At 59.1% G+C, this 17,123-nt stretch carries 11 protein-coding genes and 2 pseudogenes; 5 read left to right on the top strand and 8 right to left on the bottom strand.

What is annotated here, in order from left to right; genetic code table 11:
- A pseudogene (locus tag VH564_RS25240) lies at nucleotides 1–167 on the top strand (IS3 family transposase); the annotation flags it as partial.
- Nucleotides 168–521: 354 nt separating this feature from the next.
- Here VH564_RS25240 and VH564_RS25235 read toward each other — a convergent pair.
- Nucleotides 522–1,190: pseudogene (locus VH564_RS25235) on the bottom strand (LysR substrate-binding domain-containing protein); the annotation flags it as partial.
- A gap of 396 nt (nucleotides 1,191–1,586) precedes the next feature.
- Here VH564_RS25235 and VH564_RS25230 point away from each other — a divergent pair.
- Together VH564_RS25230 and VH564_RS25225 are read left to right on the top strand one after the other, a co-directional pair.
- Complete coding sequence (locus tag VH564_RS25230; protein ID WP_423342588.1) at nucleotides 1,587–2,144, top strand: nitrate reductase associated protein; 558 nt, start codon at nucleotides 1,587–1,589, stop codon at nucleotides 2,142–2,144.
- Nucleotides 2,144–6,337, top strand: a complete 4,194-nt coding sequence (locus VH564_RS25225) for a molybdopterin-dependent oxidoreductase (RefSeq protein WP_423342587.1) — start codon at nucleotides 2,144–2,146, stop codon at nucleotides 6,335–6,337. The genes VH564_RS25230 and VH564_RS25225 overlap by 1 nt, the downstream gene beginning before the upstream one ends.
- A 55-nt stretch (nucleotides 6,338–6,392) precedes the next feature.
- Here the strand turns inward: VH564_RS25225 and VH564_RS25220 are convergent, their stop codons facing one another.
- The 7 genes from VH564_RS25220 to VH564_RS25190 form a co-directional block, all read right to left on the bottom strand.
- Entirely contained in the window at nucleotides 6,393–6,701 is a 309-nt protein-coding gene (locus VH564_RS25220) for a hypothetical protein (RefSeq protein WP_423342586.1), read from the bottom strand.
- Nucleotides 6,701–8,182, bottom strand: a complete 1,482-nt coding sequence (gene cysG, locus VH564_RS25215; RefSeq protein WP_423342585.1) for a siroheme synthase CysG — start codon at nucleotides 8,180–8,182, stop codon at nucleotides 6,701–6,703. The genes VH564_RS25220 and cysG overlap by 1 nt, the downstream gene beginning before the upstream one ends.
- Before the next feature lie 66 nt (nucleotides 8,183–8,248).
- The gene (nirD, locus tag VH564_RS25210; RefSeq protein WP_423342592.1) at nucleotides 8,249–8,581 is read right to left on the bottom strand and encodes a nitrite reductase small subunit NirD; all 333 of its coding nucleotides are present in this window, start codon (nucleotides 8,579–8,581) and stop codon (nucleotides 8,249–8,251) included.
- A gap of 11 nt (nucleotides 8,582–8,592) precedes the next feature.
- Nucleotides 8,593–11,043, bottom strand: coding sequence for a nitrite reductase large subunit NirB (nirB, locus tag VH564_RS25205; protein WP_423342584.1), 2,451 nt, complete (start codon nucleotides 11,041–11,043; stop codon nucleotides 8,593–8,595).
- A gap of 23 nt (nucleotides 11,044–11,066) precedes the next feature.
- A complete protein-coding gene (locus VH564_RS25200; RefSeq protein WP_423342583.1) occupies nucleotides 11,067–12,302 on the bottom strand; it encodes an MFS transporter in 1,236 nt (411 codons plus the stop codon).
- Between the two features lie 322 nt (nucleotides 12,303–12,624).
- Entirely contained in the window at nucleotides 12,625–13,845 is a 1,221-nt protein-coding gene (locus VH564_RS25195) for a CmpA/NrtA family ABC transporter substrate-binding protein (protein WP_423342582.1), read from the bottom strand.
- On the bottom strand, nucleotides 13,842–14,444 hold the full coding sequence (locus tag VH564_RS25190; protein WP_423342591.1) for an ANTAR domain-containing response regulator: 603 nt from the start codon (nucleotides 14,442–14,444) through the stop codon (nucleotides 13,842–13,844). Before VH564_RS25190 ends, VH564_RS25195 begins: the two co-directional genes overlap by 4 nt.
- A gap of 423 nt (nucleotides 14,445–14,867) precedes the next feature.
- On the opposite strand from VH564_RS25190, the gene VH564_RS25185 reads away from it, so the two are divergent.
- Together VH564_RS25185 and VH564_RS25180 are read left to right on the top strand one after the other, a co-directional pair.
- Nucleotides 14,868–16,214, top strand: coding sequence for an LLM class flavin-dependent oxidoreductase (locus tag VH564_RS25185; RefSeq protein WP_423342581.1), 1,347 nt, complete (start codon nucleotides 14,868–14,870; stop codon nucleotides 16,212–16,214).
- A 69-nt stretch (nucleotides 16,215–16,283) separates the two neighbouring features.
- On the top strand, nucleotides 16,284–17,084 hold the full coding sequence (locus tag VH564_RS25180) for an ABC transporter permease (protein ID WP_423342590.1): 801 nt from the start codon (nucleotides 16,284–16,286) through the stop codon (nucleotides 17,082–17,084).
- The last annotated feature ends 39 nt before the right edge of the window (nucleotides 17,085–17,123 follow it).

The raw sequence follows: 17,123 nt of genomic DNA, 5'->3' as shown, positions 1-17,123 counted from the left end.
GCCCGCATTCAGGCCTTGGCTGGCTGACACCGGCCGAATTCGCTCGGACACTCAACCCGCGACGTGATGCGGTGCTGCGCAGCCGAAATGGCTCCGCACCGCAACCCGCCGCTACCGACCCAACAACAGAAACCAAAAACCGCTGGAGCGAACTCAAAACTGGATAAAACTTGGGGGCAAGGTCATGGGCAATCCTAGCCAGTTTCTAACACGCTATTATGCGCTGTTATCCATCCCTTTCCATCCAATCTCGAGTAGAGAGTTCGTCAAATTCCTCACTGAAGCAGATCCGGTCTTTTGCAGCGATATCACGACGGCAGCTATCAGCATTTTGAGACGGGCCTCCCATGTCAACGGTGACGCGGGGCGAACGAAGACCAGGACTAAAAATTCTAGTTTCTGTCGTCTCTAGGAGTCGGATGTGATCGACGGGAAAAACCGAGGGGTCGTGGGTTCGAGTCCGCTCAAGGCGGTCAGGCAATCCCCATTTCCCGCGATTCGCAGGACAAAACATTCGTGAATTATCCGGCTTCCACTGGCGTTGGCCACGAGGGTGGACATATCAGGCCGCCTAAAGCCACATCCGAGATCGCTGAAGTAAGTACATCGGCAAAGAAATCTGCAACGAGTTTGGCTTCCGCCGAGAGCTGCAGGCGACCCTTAACCAACGCCAGTTCCGATCCCCGCTGGGTTTGGAAGCCCTCAAAAGCTTCCAGTTTGCGGTGCTCTGACAGAACTGCCTCGATGGGGAGTAAGCTGATCCCAAGCCCGGAGGCGACGGCCGCCTGAACGCCCATCAGGCCCTGGCTAGTGTAAGCGATCCGCCAGCGGCGACCCTCCGCCTCCATGGCGTGGATCGCCCGCTCGCGGTAGATGCAGCCGACGGGAAAGACCGCAAGTGCCACCGGATCGGAATGAACCGAGTGGTTGGCACTGCCAACCCAGACCAGTTCCTCTGTCCAGCTTGCCAGGCAGGGGCCATCGCCCGCCTCACGCTTGATCAACGCCAGATCGATCTCGCCGGCATCGAGCTGTCTGCGCAACTCGACGCTCCAGCCGCTCGTCGTGTCGAGCCGGATCTGCGGCGACGCAGCGGAGAAACCGGAAAGCAGGTCGATAAGGCGCCGGCCGGCAAAGTCTTCAGGGACGCCGAGGCGGACCGTCTTCGGGGCCGTGGGCTTGCGTACCAAATGTCCAACCCGCGGTGAGTGGGTTGCGGACGATGCCAAGAAATCCGGGCGTCCCCTCACTCCGGTACAACGGTTCAGCACGCATGACCATCCGACTTTGGCCCAGATAGGCCCCGCGCTTAAACGGCAGGCATTCTGCCCAACCGCATTTCCTGTATTGCGAGTTTTCGCAGCAATTTGGATATGCTTATGCATTATTTCCCGGTTGTTCATGGGTGCATGCGCCTGGCATAATTGTTGCATCTTACCCAGCATCACATCACGTCCAACGGTGGGCGTTCCCCCAGCAAAGCTGCTGATCCAAAAATGACGTCTCTCCGAGGCGGCAATTTTCGATCGGTAGCTTTTTTTTGTTTTGAGCTTCCGAAACTAGCGGTCTCAACAAGGATCCAGCCGATGCCTGCCAACCAATTGCCACAAGCCATAGAGCTCTCTCGTTTTTCCGTGGGTTCACAGCGCGAGTCCATGAAGAACGTTGGCCCACTGGTATTTCGCTTCGAAACTGACTTTAGCGAGAGTCTGCGCTGCATTCCGATGGCAGTCCGCTTTAAGCTCGACCTTGCCGGCATCAAGCTTTCATTGCAGCAGTGGAGCCGATTTACGCATTCGGATCGCCAGTGGCTGCTCGGCCAGCCGTGTGACACATCCGGCGAGGTGGCGATCTACCACGGCAAGCTGACGGCGTTCATCGTCCAGCGCACGGGAGAGGCCGCCAAAGCTGTCGACGCTGGGGAGGGCGTCGACTGGAAGGCATCCAGGCGAGTGCCCGATGTCGTGACGACGCAAGCCCGCTCCAAAGGTATGCCTGGACCGACGGCAGACCAATGGGCAAAACTTGATGACCTCCAAAGGTTTGCTCTTCTTAAGCTGACGCGCGAGGGGCACGACAATGAGAATTTCGTCCCGGCAATGAGCGAATTCAGCAGGGGGTTGCAGCCGGAGGACGCGCCCTGATGGTGGCCGCCAAATCCGTCAAAGGATCTTGCCCCTACTGCGGTGTAGGTTGCGGCATCGTGATGGAGGTCAAGGGCAACCGCGTAGTCAAGGTCACCGGTGACAAGAGCCATCCGACCAATTTCGGCCGGTTGTGCACCAAGGGCACGACCTGCGGCCAAGCTATCGCTGAAACCGGGCGTATGAACAAGGCCCATATGCGCCCAGCCCGGAGCCAAGACCAAATTCCGGTATCAATCGATAAAGCGATCCATGAGACTGCTCGGCGGCTGAAGTCGATCATCGACCGCGATGGTCCTGACGCGGTTGCTCTTTATGTCTCTGGCCAAATGTCGCTGGAAGCGCAGTATCTTGCCAACAAGCTTGCGAAAGGGTTCATCAGGACCAAGCATATCGAATCCAATTCCCGGCTGTGCATGGCAAGCGCCGGCAGTGGTTACAAGCTTTCCCTCGGCTCTGACGGTCCACCAGGCTCCTATCAGGACTTCGAAAAGGCCGACCTGTTCTTCGTGATCGGCGCCAATATGTCAGACTGTCACCCAATTCTGTTCCTGCGCATGATGGGCCGCGTCAAACAAGGCGCACGGTTGATCGTTGTCGATCCACGCCGCAACGCCACAGCCGACAAAGCGACGCTCTTTATGCAGATCAAGCCGGGGACCGATCTTGCCCTGCTGAACGGCCTTTTGCACCTGATCGTCAAGAACGGTCACACGGATCCTGACTTCATCTCCAACCTCACCGAGGGTTGGGGGCAGATGCCGGATTTCCTGGCCGAATATTCGCCGGAAAGAGTGTCCGAAATCACCGGGATCGCGATCACGGACATCATGAAGGCCGCGGAATGGATTGGGACCGCGCCTGAAGTGATGAGCTGCTGGACAATGGGGCTGAACCAGAGCACGCACGGTACCTGGAACACGAATGCGATCTGCAACCTCCATCTTGCCATGGGTAAAATCTGCCGGCCTGGAAGCGGACCGTTTTCACTGACCGGCCAGCCTAACGCCATGGGTGGCCGCGAAATGGGTTATATGGGGCCGGGTCTCCCTGGTCAGCGATCGGCGCTGATCGAGGCTGATCGCGCCTTCACCGAAGATCTTTGGAAAATCCCGCGTGGTAGTTTGCGTGCGGAGGCGGGCGGCGGCACGATTGCCATGTTTGAAGACATGGCCGCAGGTGCGGTCAAAGCCCTTTGGATCATTTGCACCAATCCGGTCGCGAGCGTCTCCAATCGCGAGAAGGTCATACAGGCGCTAAAGACAGCTGAATTGGTGGTGGCCCAGGACGCATTTTTCGATACCGAGACCAATATCTACGCGGATATCCTTTTGCCGGGCGCGCTGTGGGCCGAGAGCGACTGTGTGATGGTCAATTCCGAGCGCAATATGACGCTGACCCAAAAGGCGGTCGATCCTCCGGGAGAGGCGTTATCTGATTGGCTTATCATCGCCCGGATCGCCCAGGAAATGGGATTTGTTGATGCGTTCAGCTACCGCTCAGCCGCCGAAGTGTTCGACGAGATCAAGCAGGCCTGGAACCCGAAGACCGGCTACGACATCAGAGGCGCGAGCCATGCTCGCCTCGCAGAAGGGCCGTTGCAATGGCCAGTCGCGTCGGCGGAGTGCGATAGTCGAAATCCCATCCGCTATATCAACGATGGTGTTAGCCAAGAGCTCAGGGGCGCACGTGACGGAACTCAGCCTCGACTGACATTCGCCACCGCCTCGGGGAGAGCTTTGTTTTTCGCACGGCGGCACGGCGATCCCGCCGAAATGCCTGGCGCGGAATTTCCATTCGTACTCAATACCGGACGTCTGCAGCACCAATGGCACACGATGACGAAGACCGGCAAGATTCCGACGCTGAACAAGCTCAATCCCGGGCCCTTCGTCGAAATTCACCCTGAAGACGCTGCTGAATTAGGCATCAAGACAGACGATAGGGTCGAGATCCGCTCGAAGCGTGGAAAAGCGCTGCTTCCCGCCATCATCACCGATCGGGTGCAGCCCGGCATGTGTTTTGCTCCGTTTCACTGGAACGACACCTTTGGCGATGACCTTGCCGTCAACGCGGTCACCAGTGACGCCGTTGATCCCATCTCGCTGCAGCCCGAGTTCAAGTTCACCGCCGTCGCGATCCGCGCCATGGAAAAGGCGGCTCCTCCACAAAGCGAACAGAAGAAGCGCCCCATGAATGCCAACGTGAATCCTCAGTTCGAGACTGCATCCCTTGCTGCGCCTTTCAATAAATCCGCCGTTGCTGCGTTGAGTTCGATGACCGGCCTAGCGCTCGCGTCGCCTCCGGTCTTTACGCCCACGGAGCAGCTCTATCTTCAGGGGTTCATGACCGGCCTGAATGCCGCGGCGTCCCTGGGTCCGGTCGATCTGCCGACACTTCCCGAAAGCGCACCAATGTCGGTTGAGGGTCGGCTACTCATCAACGGCATGCTGGCAGGCCTGTTTTCCCGAAGCCGCGGGAGTTCGATCGGATCTCCATCGTCGGCTCCGGCTCCCGCGATTGCCTCCCCGGTGAACGTGACAACTCCGGCTTTGCTGATCGCATGGGCATCTCAAACCGGAAGTGCCGAGATGGCCGCCTTGAACTTTGCAAAGCGGCTTTCGGCAGAGGGCAGGCGGGCTCGTGTTGTCGGGCTGGAGACGGTGACCATCCGTGAGCTTGCCGAAGCCCAGACCTGTCTATTCTTCGTCAGCACCTTCGGCGACGGCGATCCGCCTGACAATGGCGTGGAATTTTGGGCGGCGCTCGGGGAGGAGACGACGTCGCGTCTCGAGGGTCTGCGTTATTCGATCTGCGCGTTTGGGGATAGCAACTACGACCAGTTCTGCGGCTTCGGACGTCGGCTTGATTTGCGGCTGGAGGCGCTGGGCGCGCGGCGGTTGGCGGAGCGGGTCGATTGCGAGCCGGATTTCGAGGCGACTGTTGCATCCTGGAGTGATCGCCTTTGCGAAGCACTGGAGCCCGGGAAAGTTCTCGACTTCGTAGAGAAAGCCTCCCGCCTCACGACCTTTGCTGCGGCGGAGGCACGGACAGACCCGCCTGCTTCAACCCTGCCGGGGCTCAGCCGGACGACGCCGTATAGTTCGAGGCTTTTGCTCAACAAACGACTGACGGGAGAGGGCGGAGCCAAGGATGTCAGGCAATTTGCCTTCGATCTTGGCGAGGGAGATTTGAGCTATGAGGCAGGCGACGCCCTTGGCGTCTGGCCGAGCAATTGTCCTGTTCTGGTCAATGAAATCCTGACGACACTCAGGATCAGCCCCGATAGCCCTGTGTCAGTGGCGGGTGTAGGTCCGATGTCATTCGCTGAAGCCCTGGAAAAGCATTTCGAGATCAGCCGCGCGAGTGCGGACTTCGGCAAGTGGTGGGCATCGCGATCGGAGAACAAGCCCTTGTCGGAAGTGCTTTCCGGACAGCGCGCGGAGGTAGCGCGTTGGCTGTGGGGCAAGCAAATCGCAGATATCGTTGCGCTGGCACCGTGCCCGATAGAGGCACAGGAGTTTCTCGGTGGCTTGAAGCGGCTGCAGCCGCGTCTCTACTCGATCTCCTCGAGCTCGAAGCTTCATCGCAGCGAAGTTCACCTGACGGTCAATGTCGTCAGATATGTCAATGACAACCGGGCTCGCGCCGGCACCGCGTCGGCATTCCTCGCCGATCGATCCTCGGCGCGGGCCATCCCGATATTCATTCAGCCCTCCGTGCATTTCCGGCCGCCGGTGGATCCGGACGCCCCGGCCATCATGATCGGGCCGGGTACGGGCATTGCCCCGTTCCGCGCCTTCCTCCAGGAGCGTGAGGCGCGCGGCGCAAGGGGAAGGAACTGGCTGTTCTTCGGCGAGCAGCATCAGGCGACCGATTTCTATTATCGTGACGAACTGGAACGATGGACCACGAGCGGGCACCTGACACGGCTCGACCTTGCCTTCTCACGGGACCAGGATGCCAAGATCTATGTCCAGCATCGAATGAGCGAATATGGTGGGGAATTGTACCGCTGGTTGGAACGAGGCGCCTACGTCTATGTCTGCGGTGACGCGAGCCATATGGCCAAGGATGTGGATGCGACGCTTAAGGAAATCATCGCATGGCATGGAAACATGTCGCGGGACATGGCAGAAAGCTATGTAAAGGCGCTTTCGGCGGAAAAGCGCTATGTCAGAGACATTTATTGATTGTAGGTTGCCGGACCGTCGGGTCCGGCGCCTGTATCGACGGGAATGTCGATCGCTAGAGCGAGTTGAGCTTCAGATAGATCGTCAAGCTGACGACGGAGAGCGCAACCGATATGGCGGAGGTGGGGCTACGTATGGCTGTTCCCAGCAGCATTCCCAACGCCAGTATAATCGTGCCGTGCCACGGCTGGCTGCTCGAAAAGGCAAGGCCGGCCGCGGAAAGGCTTGTGGCACTGGCCACCATCGTCATGAGTGACGCAGGCATCGCGGCATGTTCGCTCGTCTGGAAAATCAATATGAACCGAGGCCAGCTCAGAGCGATCGCCAGGGCGAGGAGCAGGGAGGCAGACGCTTGCGACAGCATCAGCGAACCTCCATCCCGTTCGACGTCTTGAAAGTGCCGGCATTTTCTTCGCCATATGCCCCGCGCGCGGCCAGCGCTTGGCCGACTGCGATCAGCACCGGGTTGTCATAACCGATTTTTGCAATGCCGGCAGGGGCCGTCTCGAGGGTGCCATGCCAATCCTTCTGCGTATCGCGGCTGATATCACTCATGATGACGACAGGTGTCGAAGATTTCAGTCCCTCGGCAATCAGACGGGCGGCGATCAACGGAGCCGTCCTGCCGCCCATGTAAAATACCGTGGTCGTGTGGGGGTCGGCGACTGTCGCCCAATTGATATTGGTCGGCAGCCCGCCATGGCGCGAATGGCCGGTGATCAGCCGAACCGATTGGGAATGATCGCGGTGGGTAAGTGAAATACCAAGGCGCGCCGCCATGGCGCTTGCCGCAGTGATACCGGGGATCACGTCGACCGGGATATTCTCGCGATCAAGATGCGCGATTTCTTCGCCGGCCCGGCCGAAGATCATTGGATCCCCGGATTTCAGCCGTACGACATGTTTTCCTGCCTTTGCGAGCTTGACCATCATATCGTTGATGTCTTCCTGACGACAGCTCTCACGTCCTCCGCGCTTGCCGACCAGCATGCGCCTGGCTTCACGGCGAGCAAGCTCCAGCACCTCCGTCGAAACAAGATCGTCGAAGAGAATAACGTCGGCAGACTGCAGGGCCCGCACTGCCTTCAATGTCAGAAGCTCGGCATCACCCGGACCGGCGCCAACCAGAGTGACCCGCCCGCCCGCCGACACCCTCCCAAAGCGTCGAGCGGCCACAAGAATCTCTTCATCGCTTGGTATCGCGGCCGAACTCTCGAACGCCATGTCAGTGAACTTTTCCCAGAAATTCCGCTTTGCAGCATGCGTATCGAAGAGCGCGCCGACTCTTCCGCGGATAGACAGAGCAAGTTCGGCCCACGCTTTCAACTGTCGCGGCAACATCGTTTCGATCTTCCGCCGGATCGCCTGCGCAAGGAACGGGGCAGCTCCGTCGGTGGAGATCGCGACGACGACAGGAGATCGGTTGACGATCGAGCCGAACTGGAATTGGCAATAGGCGGGTTTGTCGATGACGTTGACTGGAACACCCGCCGTCCGGGCCGCATGGAAAAACTCCGCCGCCTCGCCATCGTCTTCGCAATCCGCAATGGCGAGCGCGGCGCCCGCGAAGTCTTCAATTGTCCAACGTGTCGGATGGTGGGTAAGCTTCGCCGAGAAATGCTCGGGCCGACGGTCGAGAAGCGTTCGAAAGGCTTCGCTCAATTCTTCGGCGTAAACCTCCACATGCGCCCCGCAGGCTGCAAGCAGTTCGGCTTTCCAGGCCGCCGCATCGGAACCGCCCGTGACCAGAACTGTCTTGCCCTCAAGCGCCCAGAACACCGGGAGTTTCGCGAGCGGTGCCACACGGGCTCGATCGTCATTGCGTGGTGTCTCCAGGACTTTCATGTGTCATCCTTTGATTTCTTCAGTCAGACCTAAAGCGGGCCGGGAGAGCCGACAGGATTGCCGGTTTTACTCGGCCGCGATCATCCGCTCCACGGTCAGCGCGATGAAGATTTCGTCGTCGCGCAGTTCAAGACGGACCGTTTTCACGGCGCCCTCGTCGGCACCGAGCGCCTTGCCCGTCTCCAGCGAGATCACCCAATTGTGCAGCGGACATGTGACCGCCCTGGCGTGGACGATGCCTTGGCTAAGCGGGCCGCCCTTGTGCGGGCAATGATCCTCCATCGCGAAGAATTCGTTTTCCGCGGTACGGAATACGGCAATCTTGCCCTGGGGGGTTTTGACGCAACGTGCGCCGCGCAGTGGGATGTCGGATATTTTGCCGATCGCGATCCAGTTCAAACCCATCGTCGTCACTCCGCAGCCTCCGTATAGCCGATCGTCGCCATTGGTTTGAATTCATGCTTGTCCTTGCCCGAGACGCGCTCCGACCAGGGATCCACTTGCGCAAATGTCTGGCTGAAGACGAAGCGCTCGTAATAGGCTTGCCGCTTGTCGGCATCGCCGATGATCTGCCGGCGGATCTCCGCCAGACCAATGCGCTTTGCCCATTTGTAGATGCGCTCAAGGTAGCGGGCCTGTTCGCGATACATCTGCGTCAGGGCCACGATATGCTGCAGCGCCTCATCCTCGCTTTTCACCAGACCGAGCACCTCTGTCCCCTTGATGTCGAGACCGGCGGCGCCGGCGAAGTGTATCTCGAAGCCGGAATCGACGCAGATGACGCCGATGTCCTTGCAGGTGGCCTCCGCGCAGTTTCGCGGACAACCGGACACGGCAAGCTTGAGCTTGGCAGGCGTCCAAGAGCCCCACATGAATTTCTCGATGCGAATACCAAGCCCGGTCGAGTCCTGCGTACCGAAGCGGCACCAGTCTGAGCCGACACAGGTTTTCACGGTGCGAAGGCCTTTGGCGTAGGCCTGGCCGGAGATGAAGCCGGCCTTGCCGAGATCGGCCCAGACCGCCGGAAGATCTTCCTTCTCAATGCCGAGGAGATCGATGCGTTGGCCGCCGGTGACCTTCACCATCGGGATTTCGAACTTGTCGACAACATCGGCAATGGCCCGCAATTCGCTGGAACTGGTCACGCCGCCCCACATGCGCGGAACGACGGAATAGGTGCCGTCCTTCTGGATGTTGGCATGGACACGCTCGTTGATGAAGCGTGACTGGTAGTCGTCGGCATATTCGTCCGGCCAATCGCACACGAGATAGTAGTTCAATGCCGGGCGACATTTGGCGCAGCCGCAGGAGGTCTTCCATTCCAGTTCCTGCATCACTGCTGGAATTGACTTCAATCCCTTGGCCTTGATCAGGCGACGGACATCGTCGTGACCGAGTTCGGTACAGGCGCACATCGGGGTGACCGAGACAGGATTGTAGCTATCGCCGAGCGTCAGTGCCATCAGTTGCTCGACGAGGCCCGTGCAGGAGCCGCAGGATGCAGAAGCCTTCGTATGGGCACGCACTTCGTCCAGCGAGGTCAGCCCTTTGCCTGTAATTGTCGAGGTGATCTTGCCCTTGCAGACACCGTTGCAGCCGCAGATTTCCGCATCATCCGGCAAGGCTGCTATGGCCGCCCTGGGGTCGAGCAAGGATCCTCCCTGATATGCCTGGCCGAAAATCAGCGTGTCCCGCATGGCGGAAATGTCGGTTGCCTTCTTCTTCAGATCGTTGAACCAGGCGCCATCCGATGATTCGCCATAGAGAACCGTGCCTATGATGCGGTTGTCCTTCAGGACAAGGCGCTTGTAGACGCCGGCAGCGGCGTCACGCAGCACGATCTCCTCCCGGTCCTCGCCATCGGCGAAATCGCCGAGCGAATAGAGGTCGATGCCGGTTACCTTGAGCTTGGTCGGCGTATCGGAGTGGACAAAGGCTGGCTTTCGGTCGCCTGCCAAATGGGCCGCTGCTATCCGGGCCATTTCATAGAGCGGTGCGACGAGACCATAGACTATGCCGCCCACTTCGGCGCATTCGCCGAGCGCCAGGATATCGCCGTCCGAAGTCTGCATGCCGGCATCGACCACGATGCCGCGATTGACGGCGAGGCCGGCGTCCTTGGCAAGTCCGGCGCTCGGCCGAATTCCTACCGCCATGACCACCAGTGTTGCGGGAATGATGGTGCCGTTGTCGAGTTCGACACCCTCGACCCTGTCCGTTCCAATAATCGCCTTCGTATTGGCCTTGCAAGTCACCTTGATGCCGCGTTCCTCGACAGCCTTCTGGAGAAGGTAGCCGGCTGCCGGATCGAGCTGACGTTCCATCAACGTGGGCATCACGTGCAGGACGGTGACATCCATGCCGCGCCGGGCAAGGCCCGCCGCCGCTTCGAGCCCGAGCAGGCCGCCGCCGATGACGACCGCTTTTTCTCGCGATTGCGCTGCAAGAAGCATGGCCTGTACGTCGTCGAGATCGCGATAGCTGATGACGCCGGGCAGATCCTTGCCCGGTACCGGGATGATGAAGGGTACCGAACCGGTGGCAATGACCAGCTTGTCGTAGGTTTCCGAGACACCGTGATCCGATGTTACGGTCTTGGCGTGCCGGTCGATCGCAACGATCCTGTGACCCTTGTACAGGGTAATCCCGTGCTCGATGTACCATCCATCGCCATGAATGACGATCTGCTCATAGGTCTTTTCGCCGGAGAGGACGGGAGAGAGCATGATGCGGTCATAGTTGACGCGCGGTTCCGCGTTGAAAATGGTGACCTGGTATTGGCCGGGCGCGGTGTCGAAGAGATGTTCCAACATGCGCCCCGGGGCCATGCCATTGCCGATGATGACAAGTTTTTTGGTCATTGGTGTCGATGTCCCGTTTGATATTAGGATGCCGCTATGGCCTGGGAAGGAAGGCGGTTTCGTTCAAGTCGCTTGACGGAAAGGTGCATCCACACGAGCGAAATAAGAACGACGGCGAAGAGCAGGAGAAAGCAGCTCGACCAAAGCCCGGTGATGTCCTTGAGAAAGCCGAACGCGATCGGCATCACGAAGCCGCCCAACCCGCCCATCATTCCGACCACCCCGCCGACCGCCCCGATGTTTTGCGGATAGTAGGCCGGTATATGCTTGTAGACTGCCGCCTTGCCGAGGCTCATGAAGAAGCCGAGGACAAAGAGGACGATGATAAATGGGGCAGGGGCAATCGCGAAAGACAGGATGAGCGTTGCGACAGCGGACACGCACAGGGTGGCGTACATGACGCTGCGGGCACCTTTCTTGTCGGACGCGATACCACCGAGCGCGCGGAAGAGGCTGCCGGGGATCGAATAGGCGGCAGCCACCATGCCGGCTGTTTCGAGATTGAAGCCGTATACGCCAACGAGGTAGCGCGGCAGCCAGAGGGACAGCGCGACGAAGCCGCCGAAGGCAAAGAAATAGTAGAGCGAAAAGCGCCAGACCTGGAGATTCTTCAGTGGCGCGAATTCTCCGAAAAGGCTCTTCGAAGCTGCCTGACCTTCGCGACGAAGGCGAAAGGCCGGGTCGTCCGTGGTGGTGAGCCAGAAAATGACGGTCATCGCCGCCAATACCAGGGCCCAGACCTCGGCCACCGCCTGCCATCCCCAGGCGATCAGCACGAAGGGCGCCGCAAACTTGGTGACAGCCGCGCCGACATTGCCGGCACCGAAGATACCGAGAACGGTCCCCTGCTTTTGCGCCGGAAAAAACGGAGAAACATAGGCAATGCCAACAGCAAAGGTGCCGCCGGCCAGCCCGACGCCCAAACCGGCGATCAGCATCTGCGCATATGTCGTCGCATAGGAGAGCAGGAAAGTTGCAGCCGCCGCTGCCAGCATTGTCAGAGTGTAGACGAGACGGCCGCCGTAGCGCTCGGTCCATACGCCGAGCAGGATGCGCGCCAGCGAACCTGTCAGCACGGGTGTACCGATCAGCAATCCGAACTGGGTCTCGCTGAGCCCCAGCTGCTGCTTGATGCGAATGCCTATGATTGCAAAGATCGTCCAGACGGCAAAACAGATCGTGAAAGCAACAGTGGATATCCACAGTGCCCTGGCTGGTTCGCCATCGGACAGGGTCAGCGTTTTCTTGAAAACAGACATAGCTTCTCCGAGGCTCGACAAGGTCGTGCCAATCCATCTCTCGGGTTGAAAACAAAAAAGCCGCTGGCCAGAACACGCACTCACGTCAAAAATGACGGCAAGATGCATTCTGAACAGCGGCTTTGCTGGGGACGCCCGTCGTTGGACGTCAAACTCGCGGCCTTTCGGCCTATCTCTAATAAAGCAAGGAGCGTGCCAGATCTGTTATCTGGCTGTAATCCATGGATTTTTGTTCCGGCATCAGAAAATACGCAGATGCGGCCGCTCGCGCGTGTGCAGCACGGTTCCAAAATTTGTGCACAGCGCACAAAATAAGCACATCCTAGTTCGGGGCCTGGCTGGCGATATAGGCGTCCACCTGATCGGGGTCGAAAAGGCTGCCATCGAAGAACCCGTCAGGCCCAAGCGTCAACGAGCCCGTCGAACCCACAGGGGTTTCCGAGCGTAGCGCGCCCTCGACCTTGGAGTTCGCGGAAGGAAGCGGAATGCCCAGGGGCTTGAGCGCATCCCGGTAAAGGTCCGGCCGATAGGTGTTGGCTGCGATTTTCTGGTGGTCCGGATGGTGAGCGACGTGACCCCACCGAACCATCTGCGTGTAGAACCAGAGAGCGTGGCTCCTCCACGGAAACGTCGCGGCCTTGGCATTGGGGACGAAAAAGTCTGAGACTGCCTGAACGCCACCACCGCCAACCGGCAGGAGGCCCCTGAGCGCGGGCAGCATCGTTTCCGATGGCCTGTCGACGTAGGCGGGCCCGGCCAAAAGCCGCGCGAGCTCCTCGTGATTTGCAGGGTCGGAGCACCAGAGGGAGGCGCGATAAAGGGCTCTGAGAAGGGCCGCCAAAACCTCAGGGTGGTGGTTGGCCCAGTGGCTGTTGACGCCAAGCACCTTCTCCGGGCTCGATTTCCAGATTGCGGCCTTCACAGTCGCCAGATGCGCCGCACTTCGCAACACCCCGAGTGTATTCCACGGCTCGCCGGCGCAATAGCCATCGATGAGGCCGGCACCAAGTGCATCTGCCATATCAGGTGGTGGCAGGATCACGGTCTCGATGTCATTTTCCGGATCAATGCCGCTGGCCGCAAGCCAGTATCGCAGTTCGTAGTTGTGGCCTGAATAGGAGTGAACGACACCCAGGCGGATCCGGTCACTGTCACCCCGGCGTTTGGCGGTGACCTGGCGCAAGGCGAGACCGCTGGAGCGAGCGTCCAGATCTCCGACGGCACCATGCTCGGCCATTTCCCCCCACAGTGCGGCCGAAACCGTCACGGCATTGCCGCCGAGCCCGAGTGCCATCGGGACGACCATCGGCGATGCTGGTGCTGTCAGGCCAAGATTGCAGGCAATCGGCATGGGTGCCAGGATATGCGCCACATCAATTTTGCTCACGGCCAATCGGTCCCGGATCGCTGCCCAGGATCGCTCCCGAACGAGCGTGAGATCGATCGACTCCGCGTCGGCAAAGCCTTTTTCCTTTGCCGCGACAAGAAGTGCACTATCCAGCAGCGGAAGAAAGCCGGCGGTGATTTCGTGTCTGGCGGTCATGCATCGGCTCCCGGATCGAGAAGGCTTGCCGCGGTGACGAGGCTTTGCGCGATCTCGACGATCTTCCTGTTCTGGTTCATTGCAGTGCGCCGCAGCAGGGCATAGGCCTCTTCCTCTGAAAGGCCTCTCGATCGCATGAGCAGGCCCTTTGCCCGGTCGATCAGCTTGCGGTTCTCAAGCTCGCTGCGCGTCTCTTCAAGCTCACGACTGAGGCGGGCAAACGCGTTGAAACGGCTGATCGCCATTTTGAGGATAGGTCTTACCCGCTCCTGTTTCAGGCCATCGACAATATAAGCGGAGACGCCAGCATCGACAGCGGCTTCGATCGAGGCTTCGTCAGACTTGTCGACGAACATCGCAATGGGCCGTTTCACGGCACGAGAGATCTGAAAGATACTTTCGAGCATGTCACGATTCGGGTTTTCGAGATTAATAACAATGACATCTGGATTGATTTCCATGATGCGCCTGGCAAGACCATTCATGTCCGCGATGATTGTCACGCTATTGTAGCCGGCCTCCCGCAGGCCGATCTCGATGATAGAGGCCCGGATGCCATTTTCGTCGATAACAAGGACGTTCAAGCTGCTTGGAGTCATAGGGCGTTGAACCGCAAATGCTTGAGACGCGTCGCTGAAGAGATAGTCCGGGAGCATCCAGCGCGTGGCCGCTTTTTCAAATTGAAATCTTGCAAAGGTTCACTCGCCAATGATCAGCTACCCCACTCAATGCGCAAAAGAACCACCGGATCAAGTTTTTTCTGGGTGATTGCCTGGGCGCAAGGCCCATTCGGGATCGCACGGTTCGGAAGCTAGATCTCGTGCCTTGATCCGGAGACCGGTCATCCTTGCAGACACAGGCGTTGCGGACTCCCCCCGCAGTTTGGAAAGAAATTCCCGTTTTCGGCCGTTAACCAGCAAATTGTAATCTACCATTCTAATAGAGTTTCAAGCTAGTTATATCGTGAGGCGATATATCTCGCCGATACGGGCACGTTTTGCAATGACAATCGGAGGGGATCTATGACACGTCAGATCAAACTCGGGGCATTCCTGCCAGGTGGCGGCCAGCACATTGCGGCCTGGCGACATCCGGACCAGCCGCTCGACGGGGCGGTGAACCTCCGGTTTCATATCGAGCTTGCCCAGGAGGCGGAGCGCGGTCTGTTTGACGCCTACTTCCTTGCCGATGGACTTGCCGTTGCTTTCGGCGGCGGTATCGAAGGAGGAAATGCGAGGGTCGTCGGCTTCGAGCCGGTTTCGCTGTTTTCGGCTCTTGCACCGTTTACAAAGAACCTCGGTTTCATAGCCACTGCATCGACCACCTATGAGGAGCCTTATTCCGTTGCGCGCAAGTTTGCCTCACTTGATCTTATCTCCGACGGACGAGCCGGCTGGAATGTCGTTACGACAGCAACGGAGGCTGCCGCGCGAAACTTCAATCGCGATCAGCAGCTTCCCCATGCGGTACGGTATCAGCGCGCTGCAGAACACGTCGCGGTCGTCAAGAAACTCTGGCAGAGTTTCGATGATGATGCGTTCGTGCGGGATCGGGCGAGCGGGGTCTACTTCGATGTTGATAAGGTCCGTCCGATCAACCATCGCGGCGACCACTTCAAGGTCGAAGGTCCGCTGAATGTCAGCCGCTCGCCGCAAGGTCACCCCGTCGTTGTCCAGGCCGGCCAATCGGAAGACGGCCGGGATCTCGCCGCTCAGACGGCCGAAGTCATCTTCACGGCCCACCAGAAGCTGGAAACTGCCCAGGAATTTTACCGCGACATCAAGGCGCGCGCAGCTCGATATGGGCGTGATCCCTCCCATGTTCTGGTCATGCCAGGCGTATCGCCATTTATCGGTCGCACGGAGGAAGAAGCCCGCGAAAAGTACGAGCGACTGACCGGCCTTATCATCGAGGAAGATGGCTTGGCTCTGATCAATGCGCTCAGCGGCGGTAAATTGAACCTCGTCGGCGTCGATATAGACGGCCCCTTGCCCGCTGCTCCGCCGACCGAAGGGATGAAGAGCCGCCAGAGCTTGATCCGCCAGATTGCTGACGAGAACAATTTTTCGATCCGCCAGCTCTACCAGTGGATCGCTTCCGCACGCGGTCATTTCACCATTATAGGATCCGCTGTTCAGATCGCCGATACGCTGCAGGAGTGGTTCGAAACGGAGGGCGCCGACGGCTTCAACATCCTGCCGCCCTGGCTTCCAACCGGCCTGACCGATTTTGTCGATTTGGTCATCCCCGAGCTGCAACGGCGCGGCCTTTTCCGCATCGCCTATGAGGGAAGGACGCTACGCGCCAATCTCGGACTTCCATTCCCACACATGAGCCGGGGCGCCGACCACGCTCAGGCAGCCGAATAGCGGCCCCAGATCAAGGAGCATACAGTGGCACTCGATAGCAACCAACAGATCACACTGCAACGGTTTGAAATCTCCCCCATCGGGCGAAAGACAGCCACTTGGCAGGCGCTCCCGCAGATGCGCAATCTTCTTTCGCGCTACGGGCTCCTGATCGCATTCGCCGTCTTCTGGCAGATTGCCCCGTCGCTGAAATGGACAAATCCGGCGGTGCTGCCATCGCTCGACAAGATCATCGTTGCACTTTGGAACGGCATCACGGTCGGCACCTTTTCTGCCGACATCGTGATCAGCCTGCGACGGGCCGGAATAGCTTTCTTTGCGGCGGCAGGCCTCGGCATCCCGCTCGGTCTCTTCATGGGGCAGATCCGAATTATCGAGCGCAGCCTCGATCCTGTTCTGCAACTGTTTCGGCAGACGTCGGCGCTTGCCCTTTACCCGGTTTTCATCCTGCTGCTTGGGCTTGGCGAAACGTCGAAGATCTTCGTGATCTTCTGGGCGACGCTGTTTCCGATCCTGCTTGCCACGATTGGCGGCGTGAAGCAGGTCGATCCGAAGCTCTTGGAAATGGCCCGTGTCTACGGTGCCAATCGTCTGACCATATTCCGCCGGGTCGTTCTGCCGGCCGCATTGCCGCAGATCTTCGTCGGGCTTCGGCTGAGCGCCACGACTGCGCTTTTGCTGCTCATCGCAGCGGAGATGATCGGAGCCAATTCCGGCGTCGGCTTCCAGGTGATGAATGCCCAATACAATTTTCAGATTCCACTGATGTTTGCGGCAATTCTGCTTCTCGCCCTCTTGGGTCTGTCGGCCAACTTCATTCTCGAAATGCTGCAAGCCCGGCTGTGCCGCTGGTCCAGCGTCAGGAACTGATATCCCTGACACCACGGATTAGCTAAATCAGCGTTCATC

It is taken from the genome of Rhizobium sp. HT1-10, assembly GCF_049472505.1.
Classification (GTDB): domain Bacteria; phylum Pseudomonadota; class Alphaproteobacteria; order Rhizobiales; family Rhizobiaceae; genus Rhizobium.
Note: the sequence above shows the minus strand (reverse complement) of the source record. Positions and strands in the feature narration are given on the sequence as shown.

Coding starts and splice junctions, on each gene's coding strand:
- VH564_RS25230 (WP_423342588.1), top strand. CDS start 1,587: ATGCCTGCCAACCAATTGCCACAAGCCATAGAGCTCTCTCGTTTTTCC.
- VH564_RS25225 (WP_423342587.1), top strand. CDS start 2,144: ATGGTGGCCGCCAAATCCGTCAAAGGATCTTGCCCCTACTGCGGTGTA.
- VH564_RS25220 (WP_423342586.1), bottom strand. CDS start 6,701: ATGCTGTCGCAAGCGTCTGCCTCCCTGCTCCTCGCCCTGGCGATCGCT.
- cysG (WP_423342585.1), bottom strand. CDS start 8,182: ATGAAAGTCCTGGAGACACCACGCAATGACGATCGAGCCCGTGTGGCA.
- nirB (WP_423342584.1), bottom strand. CDS start 11,043: ATGACCAAAAAACTTGTCATCATCGGCAATGGCATGGCCCCGGGGCGC.
- VH564_RS25200 (WP_423342583.1), bottom strand. CDS start 12,302: ATGTCTGTTTTCAAGAAAACGCTGACCCTGTCCGATGGCGAACCAGCC.
- VH564_RS25195 (WP_423342582.1), bottom strand. CDS start 13,845: ATGACCGCCAGACACGAAATCACCGCCGGCTTTCTTCCGCTGCTGGAT.
- VH564_RS25190 (WP_423342591.1), bottom strand. CDS start 14,444: ATGACTCCAAGCAGCTTGAACGTCCTTGTTATCGACGAAAATGGCATC.
- VH564_RS25185 (WP_423342581.1), top strand. CDS start 14,868: ATGACACGTCAGATCAAACTCGGGGCATTCCTGCCAGGTGGCGGCCAG.